Source organism: Bacillus alkalicellulosilyticus (assembly GCF_002019795.1).
Classification (GTDB): domain Bacteria; phylum Bacillota; class Bacilli; order Bacillales; family Bacillaceae_F; genus Bacillus_AO; species Bacillus_AO alkalicellulosilyticum.
This window is the reverse complement of sequence record NZ_KV917381.1, coordinates 3,431,142-3,455,210: the sequence shown is the minus strand read 5'-3', so window position 1 is coordinate 3,455,210 and position 24,069 is coordinate 3,431,142. Positions and strand designations below refer to the sequence as shown.

Annotated in this window: 22 protein-coding genes; 13 read left to right on the top strand and 9 right to left on the bottom strand. The window is 37.2% G+C overall.

From position 1 onward, the window contains the following. The first annotated feature begins 272 nt into the window (after window positions 1-272). Window positions 273-1,793, top strand: coding sequence for an arabinosylfuranosidase ArfA (gene arfA, locus BK585_RS17395; RefSeq protein ID WP_078555209.1), 1,521 nt, complete (start codon window positions 273-275; stop codon window positions 1,791-1,793). A 200-nt stretch (window positions 1,794-1,993) separates the two neighbouring features. After that, window positions 1,994-2,566 (top strand): DUF2628 domain-containing protein, encoded by a 573-nt coding sequence (locus BK585_RS17390; protein WP_078555208.1) that lies wholly within the window; start codon window positions 1,994-1,996, stop codon window positions 2,564-2,566. Window positions 2,567-2,929: 363 nt separating this feature from the next. On the opposite strand, the gene BK585_RS17385 is transcribed toward BK585_RS17390, so the two are convergent. From BK585_RS17385 to BK585_RS17375, 3 genes are all read right to left on the bottom strand, one after another. Beyond that, window positions 2,930-3,895: a DMT family transporter gene (locus tag BK585_RS17385; RefSeq protein ID WP_078555207.1), complete on the bottom strand. Its 966-nt coding sequence runs from the start codon at window positions 3,893-3,895 to the stop codon at window positions 2,930-2,932. 149 nt (window positions 3,896-4,044) lie between these two features. Further along, on the bottom strand, window positions 4,045-5,058 hold the full coding sequence (locus BK585_RS17380; RefSeq protein ID WP_078555206.1) for a sodium-dependent bicarbonate transport family permease: 1,014 nt from the start codon (window positions 5,056-5,058) through the stop codon (window positions 4,045-4,047). Between the two features lie 118 nt (window positions 5,059-5,176). Next, the gene (locus BK585_RS17375; RefSeq protein WP_170885706.1) at window positions 5,177-5,548 is read right to left on the bottom strand and encodes a Na-translocating system protein MpsC family protein; all 372 of its coding nucleotides are present in this window, start codon (window positions 5,546-5,548) and stop codon (window positions 5,177-5,179) included. Between the two features lie 388 nt (window positions 5,549-5,936). On the opposite strand from BK585_RS17375, the gene BK585_RS17370 reads away from it, so the two are divergent. Next, window positions 5,937-6,821 (top strand): diacylglycerol/lipid kinase family protein, encoded by an 885-nt coding sequence (locus BK585_RS17370; protein ID WP_078555204.1) that lies wholly within the window; start codon window positions 5,937-5,939, stop codon window positions 6,819-6,821. 87 nt (window positions 6,822-6,908) lie between these two features. Then, window positions 6,909-8,891 carry an electron transport protein gene (locus BK585_RS17365; RefSeq protein ID WP_078555203.1) on the top strand — a complete coding sequence of 661 codons (1,983 nt, stop codon included), beginning with the start codon at window positions 6,909-6,911 and terminating at the stop codon, window positions 8,889-8,891. A gap of 88 nt (window positions 8,892-8,979) precedes the next feature. Here the strand turns inward: BK585_RS17365 and BK585_RS17360 are convergent, their stop codons facing one another. Together BK585_RS17360 and BK585_RS17355 are read right to left on the bottom strand one after the other, a co-directional pair. Beyond that, window positions 8,980-9,882, bottom strand: coding sequence for a hypothetical protein (locus BK585_RS17360; protein ID WP_078555202.1), 903 nt, complete (start codon window positions 9,880-9,882; stop codon window positions 8,980-8,982). Beyond that, window positions 9,863-10,393 carry an RNA polymerase sigma factor gene (locus BK585_RS17355; protein WP_078555201.1) on the bottom strand — a complete coding sequence of 177 codons (531 nt, stop codon included), beginning with the start codon at window positions 10,391-10,393 and terminating at the stop codon, window positions 9,863-9,865. The genes BK585_RS17360 and BK585_RS17355 overlap by 20 nt, the downstream gene beginning before the upstream one ends. 97 nt (window positions 10,394-10,490) lie before the next feature. Between BK585_RS17355 and BK585_RS17350 the strand changes: the two genes are divergently transcribed. Both BK585_RS17350 and BK585_RS17345 read left to right on the top strand, forming a co-directional pair. After that, a complete protein-coding gene (locus BK585_RS17350; RefSeq protein WP_078555200.1) occupies window positions 10,491-11,681 on the top strand; it encodes an MFS transporter in 1,191 nt (396 codons plus the stop codon). 103 nt (window positions 11,682-11,784) lie between these two features. Beyond that, window positions 11,785-12,153, top strand: coding sequence for a hypothetical protein (locus tag BK585_RS17345; protein WP_078555199.1), 369 nt, complete (start codon window positions 11,785-11,787; stop codon window positions 12,151-12,153). Between the two features lie 239 nt (window positions 12,154-12,392). On the opposite strand, the gene BK585_RS17340 is transcribed toward BK585_RS17345, so the two are convergent. Further along, the gene (locus BK585_RS17340) at window positions 12,393-13,952 is read right to left on the bottom strand and encodes a catalase (protein WP_078555198.1); all 1,560 of its coding nucleotides are present in this window, start codon (window positions 13,950-13,952) and stop codon (window positions 12,393-12,395) included. A 249-nt stretch (window positions 13,953-14,201) separates the two neighbouring features. On the opposite strand from BK585_RS17340, the gene BK585_RS17335 reads away from it, so the two are divergent. The 5 genes from BK585_RS17335 to BK585_RS17315 all read left to right on the top strand — a co-directional run bounded on the left by BK585_RS17335 (window position 14,202) and on the right by BK585_RS17315 (window position 18,420). Then, on the top strand, window positions 14,202-14,921 hold the full coding sequence (locus BK585_RS17335; RefSeq protein WP_078555197.1) for an HAD family hydrolase: 720 nt from the start codon (window positions 14,202-14,204) through the stop codon (window positions 14,919-14,921). Between the two features lie 88 nt (window positions 14,922-15,009). Beyond that, window positions 15,010-16,122 carry a GntR family transcriptional regulator gene (locus tag BK585_RS17330; protein ID WP_078555196.1) on the top strand — a complete coding sequence of 371 codons (1,113 nt, stop codon included), beginning with the start codon at window positions 15,010-15,012 and terminating at the stop codon, window positions 16,120-16,122. A 146-nt stretch (window positions 16,123-16,268) separates the two neighbouring features. Further along, complete coding sequence (locus BK585_RS17325) at window positions 16,269-17,111, top strand: DUF2268 domain-containing putative Zn-dependent protease (protein WP_078555195.1); 843 nt, start codon at window positions 16,269-16,271, stop codon at window positions 17,109-17,111. Between the two features lie 252 nt (window positions 17,112-17,363). Continuing rightward, window positions 17,364-17,579 (top strand): YuzI family membrane protein, encoded by a 216-nt coding sequence (locus BK585_RS17320; protein WP_078555194.1) that lies wholly within the window; start codon window positions 17,364-17,366, stop codon window positions 17,577-17,579. 94 nt (window positions 17,580-17,673) lie between these two features. Then, window positions 17,674-18,420, top strand: a complete 747-nt coding sequence (locus tag BK585_RS17315; protein ID WP_078555193.1) for a YjbA family protein — start codon at window positions 17,674-17,676, stop codon at window positions 18,418-18,420. A gap of 297 nt (window positions 18,421-18,717) precedes the next feature. On the opposite strand, the gene trpS is transcribed toward BK585_RS17315, so the two are convergent. Then, window positions 18,718-19,707 carry a tryptophan--tRNA ligase gene (gene trpS, locus BK585_RS17310; RefSeq protein WP_078555192.1) on the bottom strand — a complete coding sequence of 330 codons (990 nt, stop codon included), beginning with the start codon at window positions 19,705-19,707 and terminating at the stop codon, window positions 18,718-18,720. A 176-nt stretch (window positions 19,708-19,883) separates the two neighbouring features. Here trpS and BK585_RS17305 point away from each other — a divergent pair, with 176 nt between their 5' ends. Continuing rightward, window positions 19,884-21,002 (top strand): MGDG synthase family glycosyltransferase, encoded by a 1,119-nt coding sequence (locus BK585_RS17305; RefSeq protein WP_170885631.1) that lies wholly within the window; start codon window positions 19,884-19,886, stop codon window positions 21,000-21,002. 276 nt (window positions 21,003-21,278) lie between these two features. Continuing rightward, window positions 21,279-21,848, top strand: coding sequence for a TlpA family protein disulfide reductase (locus BK585_RS17300; protein ID WP_078555190.1), 570 nt, complete (start codon window positions 21,279-21,281; stop codon window positions 21,846-21,848). Window positions 21,849-22,072: 224 nt separating this feature from the next. Here BK585_RS17300 and BK585_RS17290 read toward each other — a convergent pair whose 3' ends face one another. Then, complete coding sequence (locus BK585_RS17290; protein WP_342744309.1) at window positions 22,073-23,077, bottom strand: sodium:calcium antiporter; 1,005 nt, start codon at window positions 23,075-23,077, stop codon at window positions 22,073-22,075. A 340-nt stretch (window positions 23,078-23,417) separates the two neighbouring features. Further along, window positions 23,418-23,957 (bottom strand): HD domain-containing protein, encoded by a 540-nt coding sequence (locus BK585_RS17285; RefSeq protein ID WP_078555188.1) that lies wholly within the window; start codon window positions 23,955-23,957, stop codon window positions 23,418-23,420. Between the last annotated feature and the right edge of the window lie 112 nt (window positions 23,958-24,069).

Sequence of the window (24,069 nt, the reverse complement as noted above, 5' to 3'; positions counted from 1 at the left end):
TTCGGATAATGGGAGTATTTATTTTGATTAATAGACACAAAAAAATCATTGGTTTGTGAATTTATTAATTGTATGCATATCTATTGTGTTAACCATAATAGATTAATAAGTTGTACGTACATTTAGATGGAATTATCGGTTCAAATCTTTTATAATGGTTTTATACCAGTGGTATTTTTTATGTGTTTTTTCAAGCTGGCTTATTTGTATAAGAAAGAAGTCCGTACGAAATAGTAAGAACTACATTTTATAAAGAGAGAGGGATATTATCTATGACAACTTTACAAAAAGCAAAGATGGTTATCGACAAGGATTATAGAATATCTGAAATTGATAAACGAGTTTATGGGTCGTTCGTAGAGCATCTCGGGCGTGCTGTTTATGGTGGTATATATGAACCAGGGCACCCTACTGCTGATGAGCAAGGTTTTCGGAAGGATGTCATTGAACTAGTAAAAGAGTTACAAGTCCCTATTGTGAGATACCCAGGTGGCAACTTTGTATCTGCATATAACTGGGAGGATGGAGTAGGGCCTAAGGAAGAGCGCCCTCGTCGCTTAGAGTTGGCTTGGCGTACGGTTGAAACAAATGAACTTGGTACGAATGAATTTATGGATTGGGCAAAAAAAGTTAATTCAGAAGCTATGATGGCCGTTAACTTAGGGACCCGTGGTATCGATGCTGCACGAAATCTACTTGAATATTGTAATCATCCTTCAGGTTCTTACTGGAGTGATCTTCGCATTAAACATGGATATGAAAAACCACATAACATTAAGACATGGTGTCTAGGAAATGAAATGGATGGCCCTTGGCAAGTAGGTCATAAGACACCAGTTGAATATGGTCGATTAGCACTTGAAACCGCAAAAGCGATGAAGCTATTGGACCCTTCCATTGAGTTAGTTTCGTGTGGGAGCTCTAGTATTGAAATGCCATTATTTCCAGAATGGGAGGCTATTACATTAGATCACACGTATGACCATGTAGATTATGTTTCCCTACACCAATATTATGGAAATCGAAATAACGACACGGCAAGTTATTTAGCTAAGTCACTGGATATGGATGCATTCATTCGAACAGTTATTGCAACATGTGACTATATTAAAGCTAAAAAACGTAGCAAAAAAACAGTAAACTTAAGCTTTGATGAATGGAACGTATGGTATCATTCCAATGACCAAGACCAGAAGTTAGAACCATGGACAGTCGCTCCTCCACAATTGGAAGATGTATATAACTTTGAAGATGCCTTGTTAGTTGGTTGTATGTTAACGACAATGCTCAACCATGCTGACCGTGTCAAGATGGCTTGTATGGCTCAACTCGTTAATGTTATTGCTCCAATTATGACAGAGAATGGCGGAAGAGCTTGGAAGCAAACTATATTTTATCCATATTATTATACATCTGTATATGGTCGAGGCATTGCCTTACATTCAGTAATCAATTCACCAAAATATGATAGCAAAGAATATACGGATGTTCCTTATCTTGAATCAGCTGTTGTTTATAATGAGGAAAAAGAGGAAGTCGTTATTTTTGCTGTTAATCGTAACCTTGAAGAAGCGTTAGAACTAAACTGTGATATAAGAAGCTTTGAAGATTTCAAATTAGTAGAGCATGTTGTCCTCGAGCATGATGACCCGAAAGCAATTAATACAGCTTCAACAGAAAATGTATTACCACACGCAAATGGTATATCAAAAGTTCAAGATGGCTCTTTGGAATCTGTATTACCTAAAATGTCATGGAATATGATTCGCTTAGCTAAAAGCTCTCTTAAATAGGGCTTGAACGATTTAAATAATGTGAACCAAACAAGAGGGTGGGAAAAAGGTAAAACAACCTTTGGTCCCATCCTCTGCTTTATAACTAGAAGGCTAACCGTATTTTCTTTTAAAGTGATGTAAATAGTATAAAATAAATTATGGAAGTATTATAAAAAAATGGTATTATACGAAATGTAAATAGTGAGGGGGTGTAAGATTTGTACTGTGCACAGTGTGGAGGGAAATTAGTAGTTGATGCAAAATTTTGCTCTGGTTGTGGGAGCCAAGTAGGCATTAAATCAGGATTATCAGCAGCGTACGTTGCAAAAGATGTGCAAGTTGAGGATAAAGAATCATTATTTATAGGAAAAAACCAATCCTATTACTTTACCAAATGGAAAAACGAGAATAGTTGGAATTGGGTTGCTTTTTTCTTTCCTATTTTTTGGTTGGGTTATCGGAAGATGTATTCCACTGTCTTTTTAATTATCGGGCTTTTTCTTTTATTGGACATTATCATGCTAATTATTTATCCTACCTATCCCATTCAATTTGATTATTTTGTTGGAACGATAACAGGTGTTATTATAGGGTCACAAGGAAATAGGTTATATAAAAACCATATGAATAAAAAAATCCTTGCTATTGAAGATACTAATGTTCCTGAGGAGAGCAAGCGAAATCAAATCAAGGCAGCAGGAGGAGCAAGTGTAGGTGGAATCTTCTTAGCGATTCTAATCTTTATTTTGTATCTCATCGTTTCTGGAATCCTTTATTGGGATTACTATTAATCATGTAAAATATGATGCTAAAGGATGGTCAAACTGATAGATTACTATCGTTTGAACCATCCTTTTTTTTAGATGTAGAACATATATTACTCATTTTTTCTTCATGGATATCGAGATTATGATGCCTCTGACGGGATTCGAACCCGCACTCCTTTCGTAAGCATAGGCTAAGGGAGAACACGCTTTCCTACGGAATTTCACCGGGCTCAGCTCATTTGCTTTTCGGTGCTTCTGAAACCTTTGCCTTGCGACCCGGTGGCTACAATTGTTTTCCGGCGCTCTTCCCTTCTAGAGCTACAGAGGCGTTTTTTTAATTGTATGACGAATACTGCAAAGATTATATTGTTATTTTAGCGACAGCGTTTAAGAAGCTTTCTTCATTCCTTTTGTAGTTCCTTTTTTGGAATACATGCTATGAAGGAGCATGCCACCCATTATAATTACGAGTCCAAATAGAGCTAACCCATTTGGCAGAGGGCTTGATAGGAGGACAACTTCTCCAATCATGACGAAAAGCACTTGAGTCGATTGGGTTGCCTCTACCGCAGCTAGCTTTCCTTGATTTCCTCTTACACGGTCTGTCGCTATGAAAAATAAAGTTGTGGCAATAATCCCTGAACAAACGGCTACAATAAATGATTGAAGTACTTGATCAGAGGAAGGTGGACCGACTTGAACTATCCCAACTATACTCAATCCGATCCAAAACGGTAAGCTAGCTAATGTCATTCCTAGGACGCGCTGAAACGTATCTAACCTGCCACCACAAACCTCCATCATTTTACGGTTGCCAAGAGGATAAGCAAATGCTGCAACAACAACAGGAAGGACTCCAATTAGAATGGCTCCAAGTGTAAGGTCACCTGCTTTTTGCCATTGAATAAAAGCCACTCCAAGTAAAATGACTGAAGAGAACAAGAGTGCTCTCATCGGGATTTTTTGACGAACTTTTTTTGAACCGGTTTTCGAATGAATGATTTCAAAAAAGAAAGGAACTAAGAGAATTCCTGCAACAATTGTAACTTGCCATGTTCCAGCCACTAACCAACCAGGGCCGTAGGCTGCGGCATATGTAATAGGAGCATAGAATAAAACAAATCCAACAAAACTCCACAGGATCCATGACACAGGGTTTTGTTTCATTTCTTGGAACACTTGCTTAATATTATTTCGGAATAGAACAATAACTACTAAAAACGGCACCATAAACAGAAAACGTAATGAAGAGCTCCATATCCAACTTCCTCCAGATAACTGCATCGAACGATTTAAAATAAAGGTAACCGCAAAAAACATGGAAGCAATAATTCCGATTAAGATTTCCTTCATCTTATCCCCAACTTTCTTTCTTGAAATAATGAGTAGTATATAATGTATTTCAAAAAAAAGGAAGAGATTGAGCTTAGAAAAGAAAAGAAACGGGGACAAAAGGTTGTCTTTTGTTCCCGTTTCTAAATTAAGAAACCGCCAGCGGTTTCTTAATAAAATAGACTTGCGATTGTGTATAACAGGGGTAGACCGACTACTAGGTTAAATGGGAAGATGACTCCGAGTGATAACCCTAGATATATTGAAGGGTCTGCATCTGGTACAGATGTTTTTAATGCTGCTGGGGCTGCGATGTATGACGCACTCGCGGCTAAAATCCCCATTAACACGGTGCCTCCAAGTGATAATCCAACACTGTACCCTACAACAATCCCAAAAAAACCATATAGAGGAGGCATTAGAACTCCAAAGGCTAGAAGCTTTAAACCATGTCTTCGAACAGCGGCTAAGCGTTGCCCTGCTACAATACCCATGTTTAATAAGAATAAAATGAGAATACTAGGGTAAAGGTCAATAAACAGTGGCTTGATTACAGGTAATGCTTCTTTTCCAGCGATTAATCCGGCAAGAAGACTTCCAACTAATAATAATATACTTTTTCCAAAGAAACTTTCTCTTAAAATTTCTGGACTAATCATTGATAACGGATTAGAAGCCACAATTCCAACATGTTTCATTTGCGCAAAATCTTCACGTTTATTTTTCTCAAGAATTCCAAGCAATAACAGGGCGACGAAGATCCCTGGAATCTCCATAACGACGACCATTCCACTCATGAAAGCTTCATAACTTGTATTTACGGTTTCTAAAAAGGCTAATCCTGCTCCATACGTTACGATTGATACTGACCCGAAAGCAGCAGCAAGACCAATTGAGTTCTTAAGGTCCAGTTTAACCCAGCGACGTAAAATGAAAACGGTAATGACAGGGATAGTAGAGCCTAAGATTAGTGTTCCTAAAATCGGTAAAGCGACTTCAGACAACGTATAGTTAGACAGCTCTAAGCCGCCCTTTAAACCGATAGCAATTAATAAATAAATACTTAGTGTTTCCCCAAGACCAGGCGGAAATTTCAAATCTGATTTTACAACAGCTGCAAAAACACCTAACACAAAAAAGAGAACAACGGGTGATAATAAATTTTGAATGACAATATCGAACATGACTATTTCTCCTCCTTTTTTCAAAAAAAAGACCAGCTTAATAAGATGATTTCTCATCTTATAAGCTGGTCTTCTCATTCCTCAATGGGTTCCATTGTTGAATAAAACTCCCAATCTATTAAACTTCTAATTGGTTTTCTAAATTTGTATCTAACATAAAAATGATAATACGCTCTCCACTACGTGTACTTATGTCAGTGTGAAAACATATAGGTCTCACACCTGTTAAAGTAGCGATGATATCTTTTAAATGGTCACTACCTGTTTCAATTAAATCAGAGCGTGTTTTCTTTATTGAAAGCATGCCTGTCGTTGTTCGTGTTAAAGCTTGTTCAGCCGGGGTAAGTATTCCTTTTAAACTAACGATAACCATATTGCGGAGGATATCGGTTTTGACCTGCACAGAGCCTCGCCCTAAATACTCTTTTTCCCATTGAGTTAAGGCTTTACTTATTTCAGCTTCTAACGTTCCTTTTTTTTGCCGGTCTATGAAGAACACCCCCAAAACACACATTCATGTTACATAAAAAAAGTATACTTCATCCCTGCGAACAGATGAAATATACCGACATTTTGATACTCACTTTAACTAACCTACACTCGTATTCACCTATAACATGATTGTCATGAAATAGATGCTTACAAGGAAGAAGGATGATAAAGTTTTTTCTAAATGTTTCGGTTACTATTACTACTGATTATAGGTAAAGGACAATTTTCTGTCAATATCGGATTTACAAAAAATAACTTCATTTTTTTGGCACATAAAGGTAAAATAGATGTAAACGATTGCAGAATTCATGGATTGTTGTCGATTTTGTATAAGGAAGCATACAAGGGAAACAATGGAGAAAGCGAATGTTGGAGCGTGATTGGATATGTATGTTTTTATCGTCAACCCCATTTCAGGTAATGGAAGAGCATCGGCTATCTGGAATCAGATTGAGCCTATTTTAATTGAACGTAATCATCCGTATAAAGTAATATTCACACAATATCCAGGACATAGTACTGAAGCGGTTTTAACGTTATCTCCACTTCGTACTAAAGCGGTTGTAGCGATAGGTGGAGATGGAACGGTTCATGAAGTGGTCAATGGACTATCTCAGGTTAAAATTCCATTCGGCATCATACCTGCTGGATCTGGAAACGACTATGCGCGAGCCATGAAAGTACCAAAGGACCATCTATTAGCGCTTGAACGAATCTTAACCGGGGAAAAGAAAAAAATGGACTTATTGTTCGTTGGGGAGAAATGGTGTACAACCGTAGTTGGTATCGGGTTTGATGGAAAAGTGGCAGAAGTTGCGAATCGCTCTGTTATAAAAAAATGGCTGAATGCGCTGAAATTAGGAAAATTCACGTACTTTTTTATTGTGTTAAAGGTATTGCTTCAATATCGACCAACGAAAGTAACGATAACGATAGACGGAACTAGCCACATATTTGATGGTGTTTGGCTAATTGCTGTTGCGAATAATCCATATTATGGGGGCGGGATGTTTATTTGTCCTGAAGCCCAAAGTGATGATGGATTATTAGACGTATGTATCGTTCATAACGTTACAAAATTACAATTATTAAAGGTGTTTCCAAAAGTTTTTAAGGGAAATCACATTACGCATTCGGCGTTTTCACTTATGAAAGGGTCAACGGTTAGTGTATCCTCAGATATCCCAATTGTTATTCATGGGGACGGCGAAATTATTGGTGAAACACCAATTGAAGTATCAATTAGAAAAGATGGACTTGATATTGTGTAAGGACAAACATGACGGGAAATTTATCCGGTCATGTTTTTTTTATGGTAGGAAACCCTAATAGTAACGAAAACAAATGGAGTGAAAACCGTGAAGACTCGTTATCTATTACTAATCGGAATTATCGTTATCTTTATCGTTGGAATAGTCATAGTTAATGCCGTTGAACCTGAATATGCCTATATTCCTCTAGTGGATAATGTATTGAATGAATCAGTGAATTTTCAAGGAACAAGCTATGACTTATGGGGTGTGACGATTTCGGCTCAAGATGCAAATCGGTCATTTGTTCCACTTGGTGACACCGAAATCCTTTCTCCAAAAAGTGGCGCAGTTAAGGTAACGGAAGAATTTGTAGACCTTGGAAGAGAGTTGTTTTACAAAGAGACATTTGGCAATCAAGTTTTTTTTACAGATATCTTTGGTTTAATCGATGGTCCACTTACAATAGCGAATATCGGAAAGGCTATTATTGGGTTAAAAGGGGGATATACCGACAACCTTCAAGTTGAGCTTGCATACGATGTCACGATCGGTGACAAAACGTATAAAAAAGGTGAAAAAATTGATACAGGACTAGACGTTGCAAAGGGGGCTCTTACGCCAATCGGAATGCCGTTATCCTATGCCGATGGGAGGCTAAGAGCGGGAGTTAGTTGTGCGGCTTGTCATGCGACTGTAGATATGAATACAGGCAAAGTGGTTGAAGGAGCCCCGAATAAAAACTTAAATGGCGGACTCATGCTAGCATTAGCTACAAACTCAAGTGCTTATTTTATGTTGACAGATGTTGATACCGAACAATTACAAAAGTACATCGTTAAGTCACATCCAGAGGTAGCGGAAAAACTTGTGTCTTTACCTGACTCAAAGCGCTTAGAAGAAGTTGTAGATGAGATGCTTGTGAAATGGCCAAAGGGAAATTTTGATACTACGATGGATTTGGTTTTAAATCCAACTCAAATTCCTGATTCCTTCACGTTAGGGGACCACCCATATGGCTGGAACGGATTTGCATCTGTCGGACCATTTAATGGTCTTAGTACATTTAACAATAATGTTCATGCCCAGAATACGGATGTTCTGGCTCAGCAAGAACAAAGTGAAGATTTATTTGGATTAGATAAAGAAATATATATCGGTACCATTTTGCAAAATGCAGCCCATGAAAAATATCGCTATGACCCGAATTCCAGTATGCTGCCTACAGAGTATTTAGCGAGTATTTCAGAAGTACCTAAAGTGCCTGGAGTCAATGATACGATTAAAGCTCCTACCTTTCCCGATGTTTCAATTTTTACGCCAAGTGGGAACATGGTGAGTGCTCCTGGTTACCGTGTTGGAGAGCAAATCAATGCAATGTCAGCTTATCAAAATACATTAGTCCCTCCAAAATATACCGAACGCATTACAGAGGAAGGAAAAAATCGAGGTAGAAAGGTCTTTCAACAAGCAGGTTGCGTCTCCTGTCATGCAGGAGCAGCTTTTACTAATCACCAAGTTATCCCACAGGAAAGAATTAAAACAGAACCATCAAGAGCTCAATCCTTTGAAAAAGTAACAGAGCTAATGGGTAAATCCTATTCGTATACACCTGACACACCAGTTCCTATACCAGAGGATGCTACCATTATAGAAGTACCGACTGAACACTTAAGTGATGAACAAAAGAAGTTAATATTCGCACAAGATGAAAAGGGGAAAGGCGGATATAAAGTGAAAGGGTTAATCGGATTAGCATGGACGGCACCGTACCTCCATGATGGAGGAGTAGCTGTGGGTCTCGACCCGAAAAAAAATCTAGGGCTACCCGGAACACTTGGGAAAAATATAAAGCCAGACCCTTATCAAAGCTTACGTGCATTAGTTGATAAAGAGTTAAGGAGAAAAGTCGTCGAAGCCAATCGCTCATCTAAAGATTTACGTGATGCTCATGTTGAAGGAAGTGGACATGAATTTTGGGTAGATGAGGATAGTGGATTCACAAAAGAAGAGCAAGATGCGCTCATCCAGTATTTATTGTCTTTGACAGAGAGTGATCCAAAGCTCGGAGTGGATGAACAAAAAAACTAATAATTGATTTTTAATATGCGGTAACCAGAGAAAACAGTGTAGTGAAAGAGACCAAATTTAAGTGATTGGTCTCTTTCATAATATCTATTTAATCTTTCTTTAAATGAATTCTTTGTTCTAAATTTTCCAGTAAATACAAATCTGGAAGAGCGATGGTACCGACAAGATAACCCTTATCTTTATCAAGTGGGGGGTATTCCATAATATAGTTATACGTATCTATTCTATTGATATCGACTAACTGTTTAGGTGTTGCTTTTAGTTCCCCACCATCATCCGGAATTAACCAAAGGGCGGTGGATTGTTTTTGTGGGTCTTTCCCAGTTACTTCATAATATAGATTAGTTTTCTCTTCATCAAAAGTGATATTATGGACAATCACACTTCCTACATTTCCTTGATTTAATACAATTGGAAAGTTATCGTCAACTACTTTACTATCGAAAAAGTACTCACTAATTAAAATGTTTTCTTCGTAATATGGAATTATGGAAAGATAGGATGATCCATCGTCTGGAACAGTACTAAAAATGGCTGAGTATTCAAATTCTTGTCGGTTCAATCCATCGCTACTCCATCCTATCGAATCAACGAGCATCCCTTTTTCAGTCATCATTTGAAAACCCACCCACTGGTGAGGAATCCCTTTCAATATACAGTCGATAATTGTTTCATCATCACTCATTGTAATGTCTAAAATAGAAAACTCCTGTTTGCCATCATATATATCATTTGGGAGATTAGCGGAGTTTGTATCAAGATTAGGGTCATTGTAGATGATTGAAATTGATAATACGATAAGGACAATTGCTAATAATGCGCTATTTAATAAAAATCTAAGTTTTTTCTTCACTTTATTATGTGTAATCATTGAATTACCGTAATTTTCTAATGTTTTAATGAGTATTTGTTTGTGGTTAACATCTCCTGAAAATGTTGGCATTTCTCTATATTGGTTTAACAATTCTTTTTTATTTATATTCTTTTTCAAAATCTAACCCTCCTTTATTTTCTTTCATTTGATATATTCTTTTTATTTTTGAAACCGCTCGGTGTAAAGTGTATTTCACTTTAGTTTCTGACCAACCTAACACTTCAGCTGTTTCTTGGACAGAAAGTTCTCTAATTCCTCTAAGAATGAGAACATCACGGTAACTTTGCTTTAATAGATTTGTATATTGATAAAGTTCGAACAATCTTTCATCATCAATAAACCGTTGTTCGGGTGTTTTTTCCTTTGATATTATAAATGCTAATAAAGTCTCTGGTAGATTGTTACGTTTGTTTTTCCTTAAGTGGTCAATGGCAGTATGTCTAGCAATCGAAATTATCCAAGTTTTCGGATTTGAACGTGCCTCAAATTGGTCGATATTTTTTATGATCTTTAAGAATACCTCTTGTACAATATCCTCCACTTCGGTTGTTCCTGTATAATAAATTAAGAAGTTATGAACATCGTCATAGTATGTATTGCAAATATATTCTATCTGTGTCCTTATCATTGGATGCCTCCCCTGAATTTTCTATATATATATTAGACGAAACAAACTAGAGAAAATAGCAAACAATTAATAATTCATTTGAGCATAGGTGATTCGTATGGTGCAAGGGTCGTGGAAAGCTTTAATAATCATAAGTTTTTCTGTTTTATTTTCATTAAGTTTGTGGTTTAGTGCATCTGTTATTGCTTCGGATTTACGAGAATTATGGAACCTAAGCACGAGTACAGAAGGTTGGTTATCAGCCGCGGTACCGCTTGGATTTGTCCTCGGTGCATTCGTCAGCTCACTGTTTGGGATAGCAGACCGCTTAAATCCACGTAAAGTTTTTGCAGTTTGTGCGGTGTTTGGTGCAGTTTTTAATTTATTATTAATAGTTACTAATCTTGCTGTCGTTGGAATCGGATTGCGTATTTTAACAGGGATTACGTTAGCTGGGGTTTATCCAACAGCGGTTCAGCTTTTATCGCATTGGTTTCCGAAAAAACGCGGACTTGCGATTGGTATTTTAATCGCAGCTTTAACAGTAGGGTCAGCTTTCCCACATATCATATTAGCTTTCTTTCATTCGTTCCATTGGCAAGTAATTATTATGATAAGTTCTTTATTGGCACTTCTTGCAGCTATCATTGTGAACTGGCTACTAAAAGATGCGCCAGACACTTCGAAGAAAACGCCTTTTTCATTCAAGCTACTACATAAGGTGGTTAGAAATAAACCAGTGATGCTTGCGAATGTCGGTTATTTTGGACATATGTGGGAGTTATATGCGATGTGGACGTGGCTACCACTTTTTTTAGTAACTAGTTTTACGATGAATAATCCTGATGTTTCTTTTGCGTTCATCTCTTTTTCTGCCTTTCTTTCAATAGGAGTCGCTGGGGGAATCGGGTGTGTACTAGGAGGTTTTATCTCAGACAAGATGGGAAGAGCCTACCTAACCACAGCTTCGATGGCAGTTAGTGGTCTTTGTGCAATCGTAATAGGATTTACGTTTGGGCAATACATTTGGATTACACTTTTTGTTTCTTTACTATGGGGGGTGTCTGTTATTGCTGATTCTGCACAGTTTTCTGCGGCTGTTTCAGAATTTGCAGAAGTCGAGTATGTAGGCACTGCGCTTACATTTCAAATGTGCATCGGCTTTCTGATTACTATTCTTTCAATTAATCTAATTCCCTATTTCCAACAATTGATTGGATGGGAATGGGTCTTCTCCTTACTAGCGATAGGTCCTATTCTTGGGATTGTATCCATGGTTAAATATAAACAATATGAGCAAGGAAACTAGCAATAAGGCTATTAGTTATCTAGTGAAACGCTTCAAACATCACAATTAATAGCTATTAAAGCGGTCTTTTTACAATTGCTTACGATGAGATGGTCCATAGTGGATGGAAACGGACAGAGCAAGAAGAAAGAGCGTTAGCCGAGTCCGAAAAGGGAAGCAATACGGACAGAGTAAAAAGAAAGAGCGTTGGCCGAGTCCGAAAAGGGGAGCAATACGGACAGAGCAAGAAGAAAGAGCGTTGGCGGAGTCCGAAAAGGGGAGCAATATGGACAGAGCAAGCAGAAAAAGAGTTGGCGGAGTCCGAAAAGGGGAGCAATACGGGCAGAGCAAGAAGAAAGAGCGTTGGTGGAGTCCGAAAAGGGAATCAAAACGGACAGAGCAAGCAGAAAAAGCGTTAGCCGCGTCCGAAAAAGGAAGTCTAAACTCTATACGCTCATTCGTTGCTTGCCAGATAAGTGAAACCTACTCATAGCAATTTAAAAAATGCAACGGTCCCGGACATTGCTTAGAGGCACATCAAAGTTAATAACTCTAATGTACCCTGTGACTTTGTCGCTCATAGATGTCTTGGAAGTGAGTTCAGGAAGGGCGATGGCTTCACTCACTGCGCGTACTTTAATAAGAAGTACATTTATTAAAGCACTTTTTCAAAAGAGGGCAGTGGCTTCGCGCATCGCAATTACTCAAAGACCGCTAGCGGTCTTTGAGTAATTAATAAGGATCTGATGCATGTCCCATTTCTTCTGCTTGATGAACAGCCTCATCCATTTTAGAACCGCTAGCTGCGTTTTTAAGGCCTTCTTCAACTCTTCGACCATAATCAGCATCACATTGTTTGAAATTCTCAATCATGCGAGTTTGAATTTCAGGTCGACAGCCAGAAAGAGCTCCAACTAAATTATGAATTAACTCATTACGCTCCCACTCATTAAATCTTCTATACGTTTCTCCCGCTTGTCCAAAGTTGTTTTCACGAGAGATTTTTTCGCGTGTTAGCTTTCCTTCAACAAATGGCTCATGCTCTTTGCCAGGATTTTTTGCTTCTTTTAAACCGCCAATGAGAGAAGGCTCATAATTTACATGTGGATTTTGATGCTTTCCGAAGTCTGTTCGGAAATCCATTTGTCCGCCTTCTTGGTTTGTCGCCACATGCTTTTTCGCTTTGTTGATTGGCAATTGTAAATAATTTGAGCCTACACGGTAACGTTGTGTATCTGAGTAAGAGAACGTTCGTCCTTGTAATAATTTATCATCAGAAAAGTCTAATCCATCCACTAATACGCCTGTACCAAAAGCGACTTGTTCTACTTCGGTAAAGTAGTTTTCAGGGTTTTTGTTTAAGACCATTTTTCCAACAGGTAGCCATGGGTAATCTTCTTTGTACCATAGCTTAGTGGGATCAAGAGGATCAAAATCAAGTTCTGGATGCTCTCCATCTTCCATGATTTGTACATAAAGCTCCCATTCAGGATACTCACCTTTTTCAATGGCTTCATAAAGATCTTGGGTAGCATGGTTAAAATTCTTTCCTTGAATCTCATCGGCGTCTTTTTGTGCAAGATTTTTAATGCCTTGTTTTGGCTCCCAGTGGTACTTTACGAGTACTCCTTTGCCTTCTTCATTCACCCATTTATAAGCATGCACCCCAGAGCCTTGCATTTCACGGTAATTGGCTGGAATACCCCATGGCGAAAATAAGAAAGTAATCATATGCATAGACTCAGGTGTTTGACATAGAAAGTCAAACATTCTTTCAGGGTCTTGGACATTTGTAACAGGATCCGGTTTAAAGGAGTGAACCATATCTGGGAATTTAAGAGGATCACGGATAAAGAAAATTTTCAAGTTATTGCCGACTAAATCCCAGTTGCCATCTTCAGTATAAAATTTAACAGCAAAACCACGTGGGTCGCGTAATGTTTCCGGAGAATGTCCACCGTGAACAACAGTTGAAAAACGGACGAATACAGGAGTTTGTTTGCCTTTTTCTTGGAATAATTTTGCTCGAGTATATTTTGAGATCGGTTCATCACCAACTGTTCCATACGCTTCAAAATATCCATGTGCACCGGCACCACGGGCATGAACGACACGCTCAGGAACACGTTCTCGGTCAAAGTGAGTTACTTTTTCGAGGAAGTCGTAATTTTCAAGGGTAGTAGGACCACGATTTCCAACCGTTCTCACATTTTGGTTATCTGTGATTGGATGACCTTGTCTATTCGTAAGCGTATCATCACCATTTGTATGTTGTTTTTTCTCATCTGCCATGGTAAATTTAACCTCCTTCTTATGTACCTCAACATTTTTTCCATAAAAGAACAATCTATCCTGAAAATAAATAAAAAATGTATGTATAATTACGAAATGTATAGAAATAGAGTCTATAGCTACTATAAGTACTTGTAAAATCAAGAAAATGAAACATATAATAAATGTAAACTTGTACGAACATCTTAAAAAAGTGTGAAGGTAAAAAAGAGGAGCAAATCTAGACCATAGATTTGGAAAGGAATATAGATGATTCAAATTAATAAAGCTGTTTTTTTTGATTTAGATGATACGTTATATGACCAATTAAGTCCTTTTCAAAAGGCGATTAATGTTCATCTGGATATAAGTGAACATTTTCCATTCGAAACAACCTTTATGAATGTTAGAGAGTACAGTGACCGTTTATGGTCCGATTATAAAAATAACCGTATCTCATTAGAACAACTAAGAATCGAAAGAGTGGTCCGTGCGTTTTCAGACATTGGTCAAAAAGTTACGGAAGAGCTGGCCCTACAAATTCAAAAAACTTATGAGGAAGAACAACGTAAAATTCAGCTCCACTCAGGAGTGCTATCATTTATTGAGGAATTGCAAAGAAAAGAATTTCTAGTGGGGATTATTACAAACGGACCAGTTAACCATCAAAAGAAAAAAATCAGCTCCCTTCAGTTAGACCGTTTTATTAAAAATGACGTAATTTTTATTTCTGATGGAGTGGGTGTTGCAAAACCGGGGAAAGAAATTTTTGAAATTGTTAATGAAACGATAGGAATCTCACCAAAACGTTGTGTGTATATAGGCAATTCTTGGACAAACGATATCGTGTCTTCTTCAGAAGCGGGATGGAATAGCATCTGGTTTAACGATAGAAATAGAAGGTCTTTAACAAAACATAAACCGTTTAAAATGATTAATAAGTATCAGGATGTACTAGTAGAGGAGATTGAAACCGGTATATTTTTTTAAGCGTAACTTTATCTTCTTACTTTATGATACGCTATAAGTTAATCGTTATATCATTAGATGCATTTATTAATGGATTGAGGTCGTTATTATGGAAACAAAATATAATAAAGTTAAGCAAGCAATTAAATCAAGAATCCTAGATGGTACATACGTTCCAAATCAAAAAATAAGTTCTGAACATGAACTTGTCAAGGAATTTGAGGTAAGTAGGCATACCGTTCGAATTGCGATTGGGGATTTAGTCAATGAAGGGTGGTTGTTTCGCGAACAAGGAGCTGGCACTTTTTGTGCGGACCGAACACGAACTGAAAAGAAAAGCCAACAAGCTCCAAAAACCATTGCAATCATAACTACTTACATTTCTGATTATATCTTTCCATCGATTATAAGGGGAGCAGAATCTTATTTAAGTGAAAAAGGTTATCAAATTAGTCTATATAGCACAAACAATGACCTAGCAACGGAAAAGCGTATTTTGGAAAATTTAATTTCTCAACAGGTGGATGGGGTCATTATTGAACCAACCAAAAGTGCAATTTCAAATCCGAATATTAATTATTATTTCAATTTAGAGCGGCTCCAGATTCCGTATATCATGATAAATGCTTTCTATGATGAATTAGAGCCGTTATGTTTAGTGATGAATGATGAAAAAGGTGGATTTATTCAAACTGAATACTTAATTAAACAAGGGCATAAAAACATAGTCGGTTTCTTTAAAACGGATGATATTCAAGGGGTTAAACGGATGAAGGGATATATCAAGGCTCATCGAACATACCAAATCCCGATAAATCCCAATTTTATTGTTAGCTATAGTACGGAAGAAAAACGAACGAAGCCAGCCCATGAATTAGAAACGTTACTAGTTTCCAACACAGACATTCCAACGGCTTTGGTTTGCTATAATGATGAACTAGCGCTCTTTCTACTTGATGTATTACGTAAGAAAAAGTTAAGCGTTCCGCAAGAAGTATCTATTGTAGGGTACGATGATTCATTTTTAGCAGAGGCTTCAGAGGTGAAATTAACATCCATCAAGCATCCCAAAAATAAAATGGGTGAAGAAGCCGCCAAGTTAATCGTAGACTTAATTGAAAATAAAAAACAAACGTCGCTTAAAGAAGTAACATCATATGAATCAATCGAATATGAGCCTGACCTGGTCATACGTCAATCTACAACAGAAATAGAAGAATAACAATGATAAGGAGTGTGGGACAAAAGGTTGTTTAACCTTTTGTCCCACACTCTTTTTTTTTATAATGATTACTTTGTATTAGAAGAAAACATTGATAACTCGTATGCATATACTATGACATATTGTTTTAAGGGAGAGAAGATAGAATGGGAGTTATTGCTACATTTCGGTGGTTACAAAAGTATAGTGAAAAAACTTCAAACGTTTCTTCAATTTATGAAAGACAACTTATTCAGCAGGATACATTGATTAAACCATTGTCAGCAGTATTTGATGGAGCCAATTTACCGGAACTTCATCGCTATCTTTTAGAACAAGGGTTAGTTCATCCAGATGTTGATATTTCACCCTTGCTCATAGAGTTAGAGGATAAAAAGGTATGGCATGTTGTAAGAGCTCATTATACTTATTTGAAAGAAAAATGGTCTGGTCCTGATACAAAGGTGTTTATTTTTCCGTTGGAAGAAAGAAACGAACTAATGATGAAGCAACTCGGTGGGAAAATGGGTTTAGGTTTCAGGGATAAAGTTGTTTTATTTCTTTCGCCACAAGCTAATGAGAAAGAAATAAAAGCATTACTTACTCATGAATATCACCATGTCTGCAGATTAAATGAATTGAATAAAAATGAAGAGGAATTAAGTCTTCTTGATTCTATATTAATTGAAGGCTTGGCGGAAAGGGCAGTAGAAGAAGAGGTAGGGAGTCAGTATCTCGGTAAATGGAGTGAATTATATACCGAGGATGAACTAAAACAGTTGTGGCAAAGCAGTTTTATTCGAGCATTATCATTAAAAGGAAAGAAAAGACACAATCCTTATTTATTCGGTGATTTTCGGTACCGTATTCCGGAATGGGCAGGCTACTCAGTCGGCTATGATATCGCCAAAAAGTTTCAAACCAAAACACAAATGCCTACTGCAGAGATGGTAAAGCTTGCTTCAATAGATATTCTCACACAAACCCCATATGGCTTCGAGTTAAATTAATCAAAGGAATATACTATAAGAAAGCGAATAATAAAGTAGAGAACAAATGAATGAAGCCACTGAAAAAGTACAAACAATTTTTCAAAGCCTTTGATTATGGTTGCAATGGATCTACTCGTAGCAGGCAGATAAAAAAAGTAACGGTTACGCACATTGCATCGAGGGCACTGTAAAAGTTATAAACCGAACTTTTTCGGTGCCCTCGTAAAACCGAATTTTTTCAGTGCCCTCAAATGAATAGGGGATGTTTTTTTGATCTTTCGTTTTGTTATTCTACTTATCGGCTTTGGTTTTGCTGTATCCGGAGGAGTTAGTTTGTTAGCTTATTTAAACTTACTTGCTACAGGCTATACTATTGAACAATTTGCAAACTTCATTATATATCGAATAGAATTTTATATACTCCTCTTTGGGGGGCTACTTATTACGTGTAGTTTATATTTCCCTTCTCGGAAGAAAAAGGAATAATATCAAATTGACATGAATATAGTAACTGTGGAATAAATTGCCTACGCTCTGACTATACTGTTGGTACAAACATTAATAGCAGAGGAGGCATATCATGGTCCATATTCGTGATGTCTGGGTGAATTGGTTTGAAGGTGAGGAAAACGGCTACAATGTGTGTGACTTTTTTGAGTGGAGAAGTGATGACCGCATTGAGGTGTTGGACCAGGCCTTTGTTGTCAAAGTCAACGAAGAATTATTTGACTATATCGAAAACAACATCTGTGAGTTACCAGATTCTTTATTGGATGCAGTATATCAAAAAAGCTACTTACGTAAGAACATGTCTCGAATCCAACTTGACTATTGTTTTATTGCTACGGATGGAAAAAGGATTATTGCTGTAGATACGATTGGTTACCGAACGCCTATAAGGAAAAGTCGACTAACTCCAAGGCAGGAACAAATTGTATTTGAATTATTGCAAAATGAAAAAATACAAGAGTTTAAATTAGATAACATTTTGTTTGCGAAGGAGTATCATATTTTATCTCCTAGTCCTGAGGAAATGAAAGGTCTTACTCGTAAGGAACGACAGCTAAAACAACTTCTTTTTATGGCATTAGATCAACTCTTTACTTCTGGAAATGAAGCTGAGGTTAGGTATTGGTATACGGAGTGGGACCCTACGATGTATATGCCAATTCAAGAAATGACAATGGAAGAAGCCAAAGATTCATTATTTGAAGAAGTAAAAATAGGATGGACAAGCCGTCATTACCACCTTTGTGAAAAGATGATAAAAGGGCAGCCATTTTTTGAAAAACTTTGGGAACTTGAGCATGGCGAAAGTGTCAAATAAATGTGATGAACTTGCAAACGTTCATTCTTGGTTGTTTACATAAAAAGAAAATTTCTCTATAATAAAAAACAGATGCTTTGAGCAACCGTTGAAGATTAGGAGGGATTGTAGTGGATAATTTTGTACATGGATCAATGCAAGTATTAACGATTGTATCTGTTGTTGGAACGATTGGAATTTCACTGCTAGTAGGTGCAATTTGGAGAAAGCAAAAAGGATACTAAAATAAATGAAACAAGGTTGCCCTTCATAATAGAGGCAACCTTTTTTGTTGGGCTTGACGCACTCACCCTTTTATCATCTTCGTTTTCTTCCTAAGCCCATAGCTCTCTCGGCTTTTTCAACCATTTTTGAAGCTACTTGGTTTGCTTTGTCTCTACCTTGGTCAAGAATGCTATCTAATTCTTCGGAATGAATTAACTGGTAGTATTTTTCTTGAATCGGTTTTAAAGTATCTACAACAACGTGGGCTAAATCGTTTTTGAAATCACCATAGCCTTTATCTTTATACTCCTCAACAATGTCATCAATTGACTTTCCTGAGCATAATGAATATATCGAAAGCAAGTTGGCAATGGCTGGTTTTGCTTCTTTATCGTAATGAACAGAACCATCTGAATCCGTAACAGCACTTTTGATTTTTTTGATGATTGTTTTTTCATCATCAAGCATAGAAATATAACTTTTTTCATTCGGGTTAGACTTACTCATTTTTTTCGATGGGTCATTTAATGACATAATTCTTGCCCCAACTTTAGGGATTTTTACTTCTGGAATCGTGAAGATGTCATTATATTTTTTGTTGAAACGCTCAGCTAAATTTCGAGTCAATTCTAAATGCTGCTTTTGGTCCTCGCCTACTGGAACGATATCAGTTTTATATAAGAGAATGTCTGCAGCCATTAAAGGAGGATAGGTAAGCAATGAAGCAGATACAGCTTCTTTCCCATCTGATTTATCTTTAAATTGTGTCATTCTCTCAAGTTCACCAATGTATGAGATACACTGCATGATCCAAGCTAATTGGGCATGTGCAGGTACTTCAGATTGAATGAATAACGTTGATTTTGAAGGGTCGATGCCAGCTGCTATATAAAGGGCAGCGAGGCTTCTAATGTTTTCACGAAGCTTTAGTCTATCTTGCGGAACGGTTATCGCATGTTGGTCAACAATACAAAAATAACAATTATGGTCATGTTGAAGGTTCACAAAGTGCTGCATAGCGCCTAAATAATTTCCAAGTGTAAGGGTTCCACTTGGTTGAATACCTGAAAATACTGTTTTCATTATTTTCGTCCTTTCATTAAATACTTGTACTATACATCTTATCGAAATCTTACATCAGAGTAAACCAATTTAGGCAGTAAATCTAAATTTATCCAACCTCAGTTCTTGTGAATTCTTTCCTACAACCCGACAAATACTAGGAGGAAACGAGATTCGATGAAAGAGAGGAGAAAATGATGAATCGTCCCCTTATCTTTTCAGCTTCAATCGGCCATGGACACCAACAGGCAGCTAAGGCCTTGCATGATGAACTCGAAACAAGGGGTTATGAACCCGAAATTATTGATACCTTTCAATCGATTAGTCCACTCCTTCATAATTGTGTATTACATGCGTATTTAAAGTTGCTTAAACATAGTCCGAATCTATGGAGAAAGATTTACTTTGGTTCAGAAAAACGGTTAGATTTTCTTTATTTAGATAAGTTTGGAATATTGTTTGTTGAGAAGCTAACGAAGTTAATTGAAAAAAGGAATACGCCATTTATTATTTCGACGCATCCATTTGTGACGGCTTTTTTAACTACATTAAAACGAAAAAAGAAAATGGATATCCCTTTGTATACAGTGATTACTGATTTTGTAATGCATCGGGCCTACTTACGAGAAGAAATAGATGGCTATTTTACAGCAGACCCACGTTGTCGACAGTTTGCTGCTACGTATAATTTACCACAAGACCGATTTATGACTACAGGAATTCCTGTACCGAAGAATCCGGCATTTACGCGATCAAAGTGGAGAAGTCGCTATGAACTTGGGATAGATCATGATAAAAAAGTCGTACTTATTGCTGGCGGAGGAATTGGTTTAACCAACTATGAGAGAGTCGTTCATTCCTTGGAAAAGTGTCATCGTGACTTATTGATTTTATGTATGACGGGCCATAATAAGAAAGTGGAAAAGAAAGTAAAGGGGATTCGCACAAAACATGAAGTGCAAGTCATTCCTTTTACAGAAAAATTTCTTGATTATCTCCGTGCAAGTGATGCTATTATTTCTAAATCTGGCGGCTTAACCATGGCTGAAGCACTTATTTGTGAAACACCAATCATCATCTACCAACCAGTACCTGGACATGAAGAGCATAATGCAAAATTCTTAATGGAAAATGGAGTTGCTGTTCGAGCAGAAGAAGAGGATGACATTCCATTGCTCGTCAATCGTGTTTTTAAAAGAAGAACGCACGATACCATGAAAAAGTCTGCCAAAAAACTAAAAAAACCAGGGGCAGCGATTCAAATTATTGAAAACATCATCAGTAATATGGAACAAAAACAAGAGGCTATTCGATAGAAGCCTCTTGTTTTGATCCTATGACTTGTTCAGTTTCTTTCGAATGTGATAAGTAGCGAATAATCCCATTGCTGGAAGGAGGAATAGAAAAAAAACAACATGATTTCGATAGTCATACATATATGAAAAAATAATGTACAAACTTAAAGCGATAACAAACATAAACATATAAGTCCGTATTTGCTGCATGGATTTGAAACCTCGTTTCATGAAACTTGTCTTGCTCTCATATCATTATAACAACAGGTAAAAGAAGCGGAAAGAGGTGAAAGGTACTTGAATAAAAATATAAAGGTTACATTTTTATTTAGTTTGTTATTTTTTCTGATGTTTACGATAGGTTTTTTATATGAAAATTCCGTTCCCGTTCAAACACAAGTAGCAACAGCGGTTGCTCAAACAACTGCAATTGGTTCATTTGAAGGAAAGCAAGCCATTGATTTTACATTGCAGGACAGAAATGGAGCTGAAGTGTCACTTCATTCATATAAGGGGAAAAACGTAGTCCTTAACTTTTTTGCAACATGGTGTTCCCCGTGTCAAGAAGAGATGCCAGTGTTAGTCAAGTTAGACGAACAACTAGGTGAGAATAGTGTTGTTCTTGGAGTGAATATGACGAGTCAGGAGAAAAGTCAACAGGACGTCCAACCGTTTCTAGAGTACTTTAATGCAAAATACAAAGTATTATTTGACACAGAAGGTGACGTATTGAAGAAATACAGTCTCATCGGAATTCCAACTACATTTATTATCAACAAGGACGGAATAATAATAAAAAGAATCAACGGTGTCATTACAGAAGAGATGCTTCCTGAAATCGTGAATTTACTGAACTATAATGAATAAGAGAGGTTTTGACAAAAGGGTGCTTTTTAACCTTTTGTCAAAACCTCTAAGCAATGAGCGAAACCGCCACTATCCTTTAAAGCCAGTTGTGAGTGTCTTTCTCACAACTGGCTTTGTGGCGAGTGTAGCCGATGCGGATAATAAACCTTTTGTACACCGTGCACTTATTAAATGAGGCAGTGGCTTCGCTCATCGAAATAATTAACATACGGTTCTGCCGTATGTTAATTTACGAAGATTAAATAAGATGATATGAAGTAGACCAGTATGAGCAAGATAGATGGTATTGCATATGTGAATGGTGAACCATATCTTTTTCTAATTAACGAGAAAAGAACAATAACAGATAATATAGAAACGGCTCCAGCTGTAATTTGATGAGCAGGTGAAACGAACGATAGGATCGGCCCTTGTCGATAAATCACATCGGTTCCAGCTAGTATAATCATATTAAATAAATTACTACCTAATAGAGAACCTATCGCTAAATTATAATTCCTAAGCTGTATCGCAATCAGCACAGAAACTGCTTCTGGCAAAGATGTAGTTGCTGCAATCAGAAAGCTTCCAACAAAGCTAGCCCCTAACCCTGTAATAACTGCAATGCGGTCACCTGTAAAGGTCAGTACTGTACCAACTATCATAATAACAACAGCTGAAACGGCGAATCCTACAATGGCTCTACGTAACGTGATGGCTGACGTGTTCAATTTCGTATTATCTTCTACTTCAGGGACAGGTATAACTCTTGGTTCATTTTTAGATATCCTTGTAATTGTATACATTCCAATGATGTAAATAAGCAGGATACTAAACGTATCTAGACCAATGTTCAAAATTTCAATATCAATCTTTACTGTGAGGGCAAGAAGAGCTGTAGCCGCAAGCAGAAGTCCTAAGCTTGCCGTGTAAAAATGTTCTTTAGCAGCGTCTTTTAAAATTTGTCGTTTTCGATAATATAAATCAAAGCTAGCTAAAATAAGTAAATTAAACATATTACTACCGAGTACATTCCCAATAGCAATATCAGGAGTATCTAAAATGACGGCAGAAACACTTGTAGTGACCTCTGGTAATGAAGTCGCTCCAGCAAGTAAGATTGTTCCAACTAGCATGCCTCCAAGTTTTGTTTTTTCACTCAGTGCATCTGCGTATGTTGACAGTTTTATAGCTGTAATCACTGTTACGACAGCTGCAAGAAAAAAAAGTAAAAACACCAAATAATCCATAAAATTCCTCTCCTCCTAAACACGAAAAAGACCCTTTTATGAGAGTTTACCCAGAAATTAAACTCTCATAAAAAGGTCTTGCGTACTTTTACCGTTAATGTTTTCCAACATAAGATAAAAGCTCAATGAACCGAGTGGATATACCACCGTAATGACGACTCATTAACCGTATAGGTCGCTACTCCCCTTTTTGGGCTATTCGTTTTTATAAGAGTAGCATGGATAAAAAAACGGGTCAATACTATTTTAAAATAGTACCTTAGTTTCAAGGGTTTCACAAACAATAAAGAGGCCGGGACATAAGTTTTTTTCCTTTTGTCCCGGTCACCCGCCGTTCATTTTAAACAGTGCGCTTTAATTGTTGAGACTTCATCTCTTTTTCAACTAAATCATCTAATTGAGCTAGCTTTTTTTGGGCAAATTCAATAGAGACCTCGCGGTAATGATGATTACCATTTGGTTCTTCATCTGCTTCATCAGCCAGTGCAACAACTTGTTGTAAAGGCGTTAAATGGAGGTGGCCATCGGGTAGATAGGAATCGGTATGAAGCAGGATAGCTAGTGCAATTTGTTTCGCATCAGAGGGGTGCTCGCCAAGGCGAATGAGTAACTTATGTGCTCTTTCTGCTCCCTTAATAGCGTGAATATCATTTTCTTTATAAAGGTCAAAGTCCCACTTGCCTTCACCGTTATACCAAGTGTAGTGGCCGATATCATGAAGAAAAGCGGCTTTAGTGGCTAAATCAGGATTTACATTATATTTTTTTGATAATCGTAAGGCATGATAAGCTGTTGCAATCGCATGTGCAAGACCAGACCGACTCAAGTATTTTTTCGTGATGGGATGCTCATAAAGCCTTGTGAGAGTGACGTTTCGCATAATTCATACCTCCTTGTAAAATTAACTGTCACGATTTTTAGATATTTTTTCTATTATATAGATCTTTATTATAAAATGCAATAAAATGTGACTGAAATATATTGATACCTAG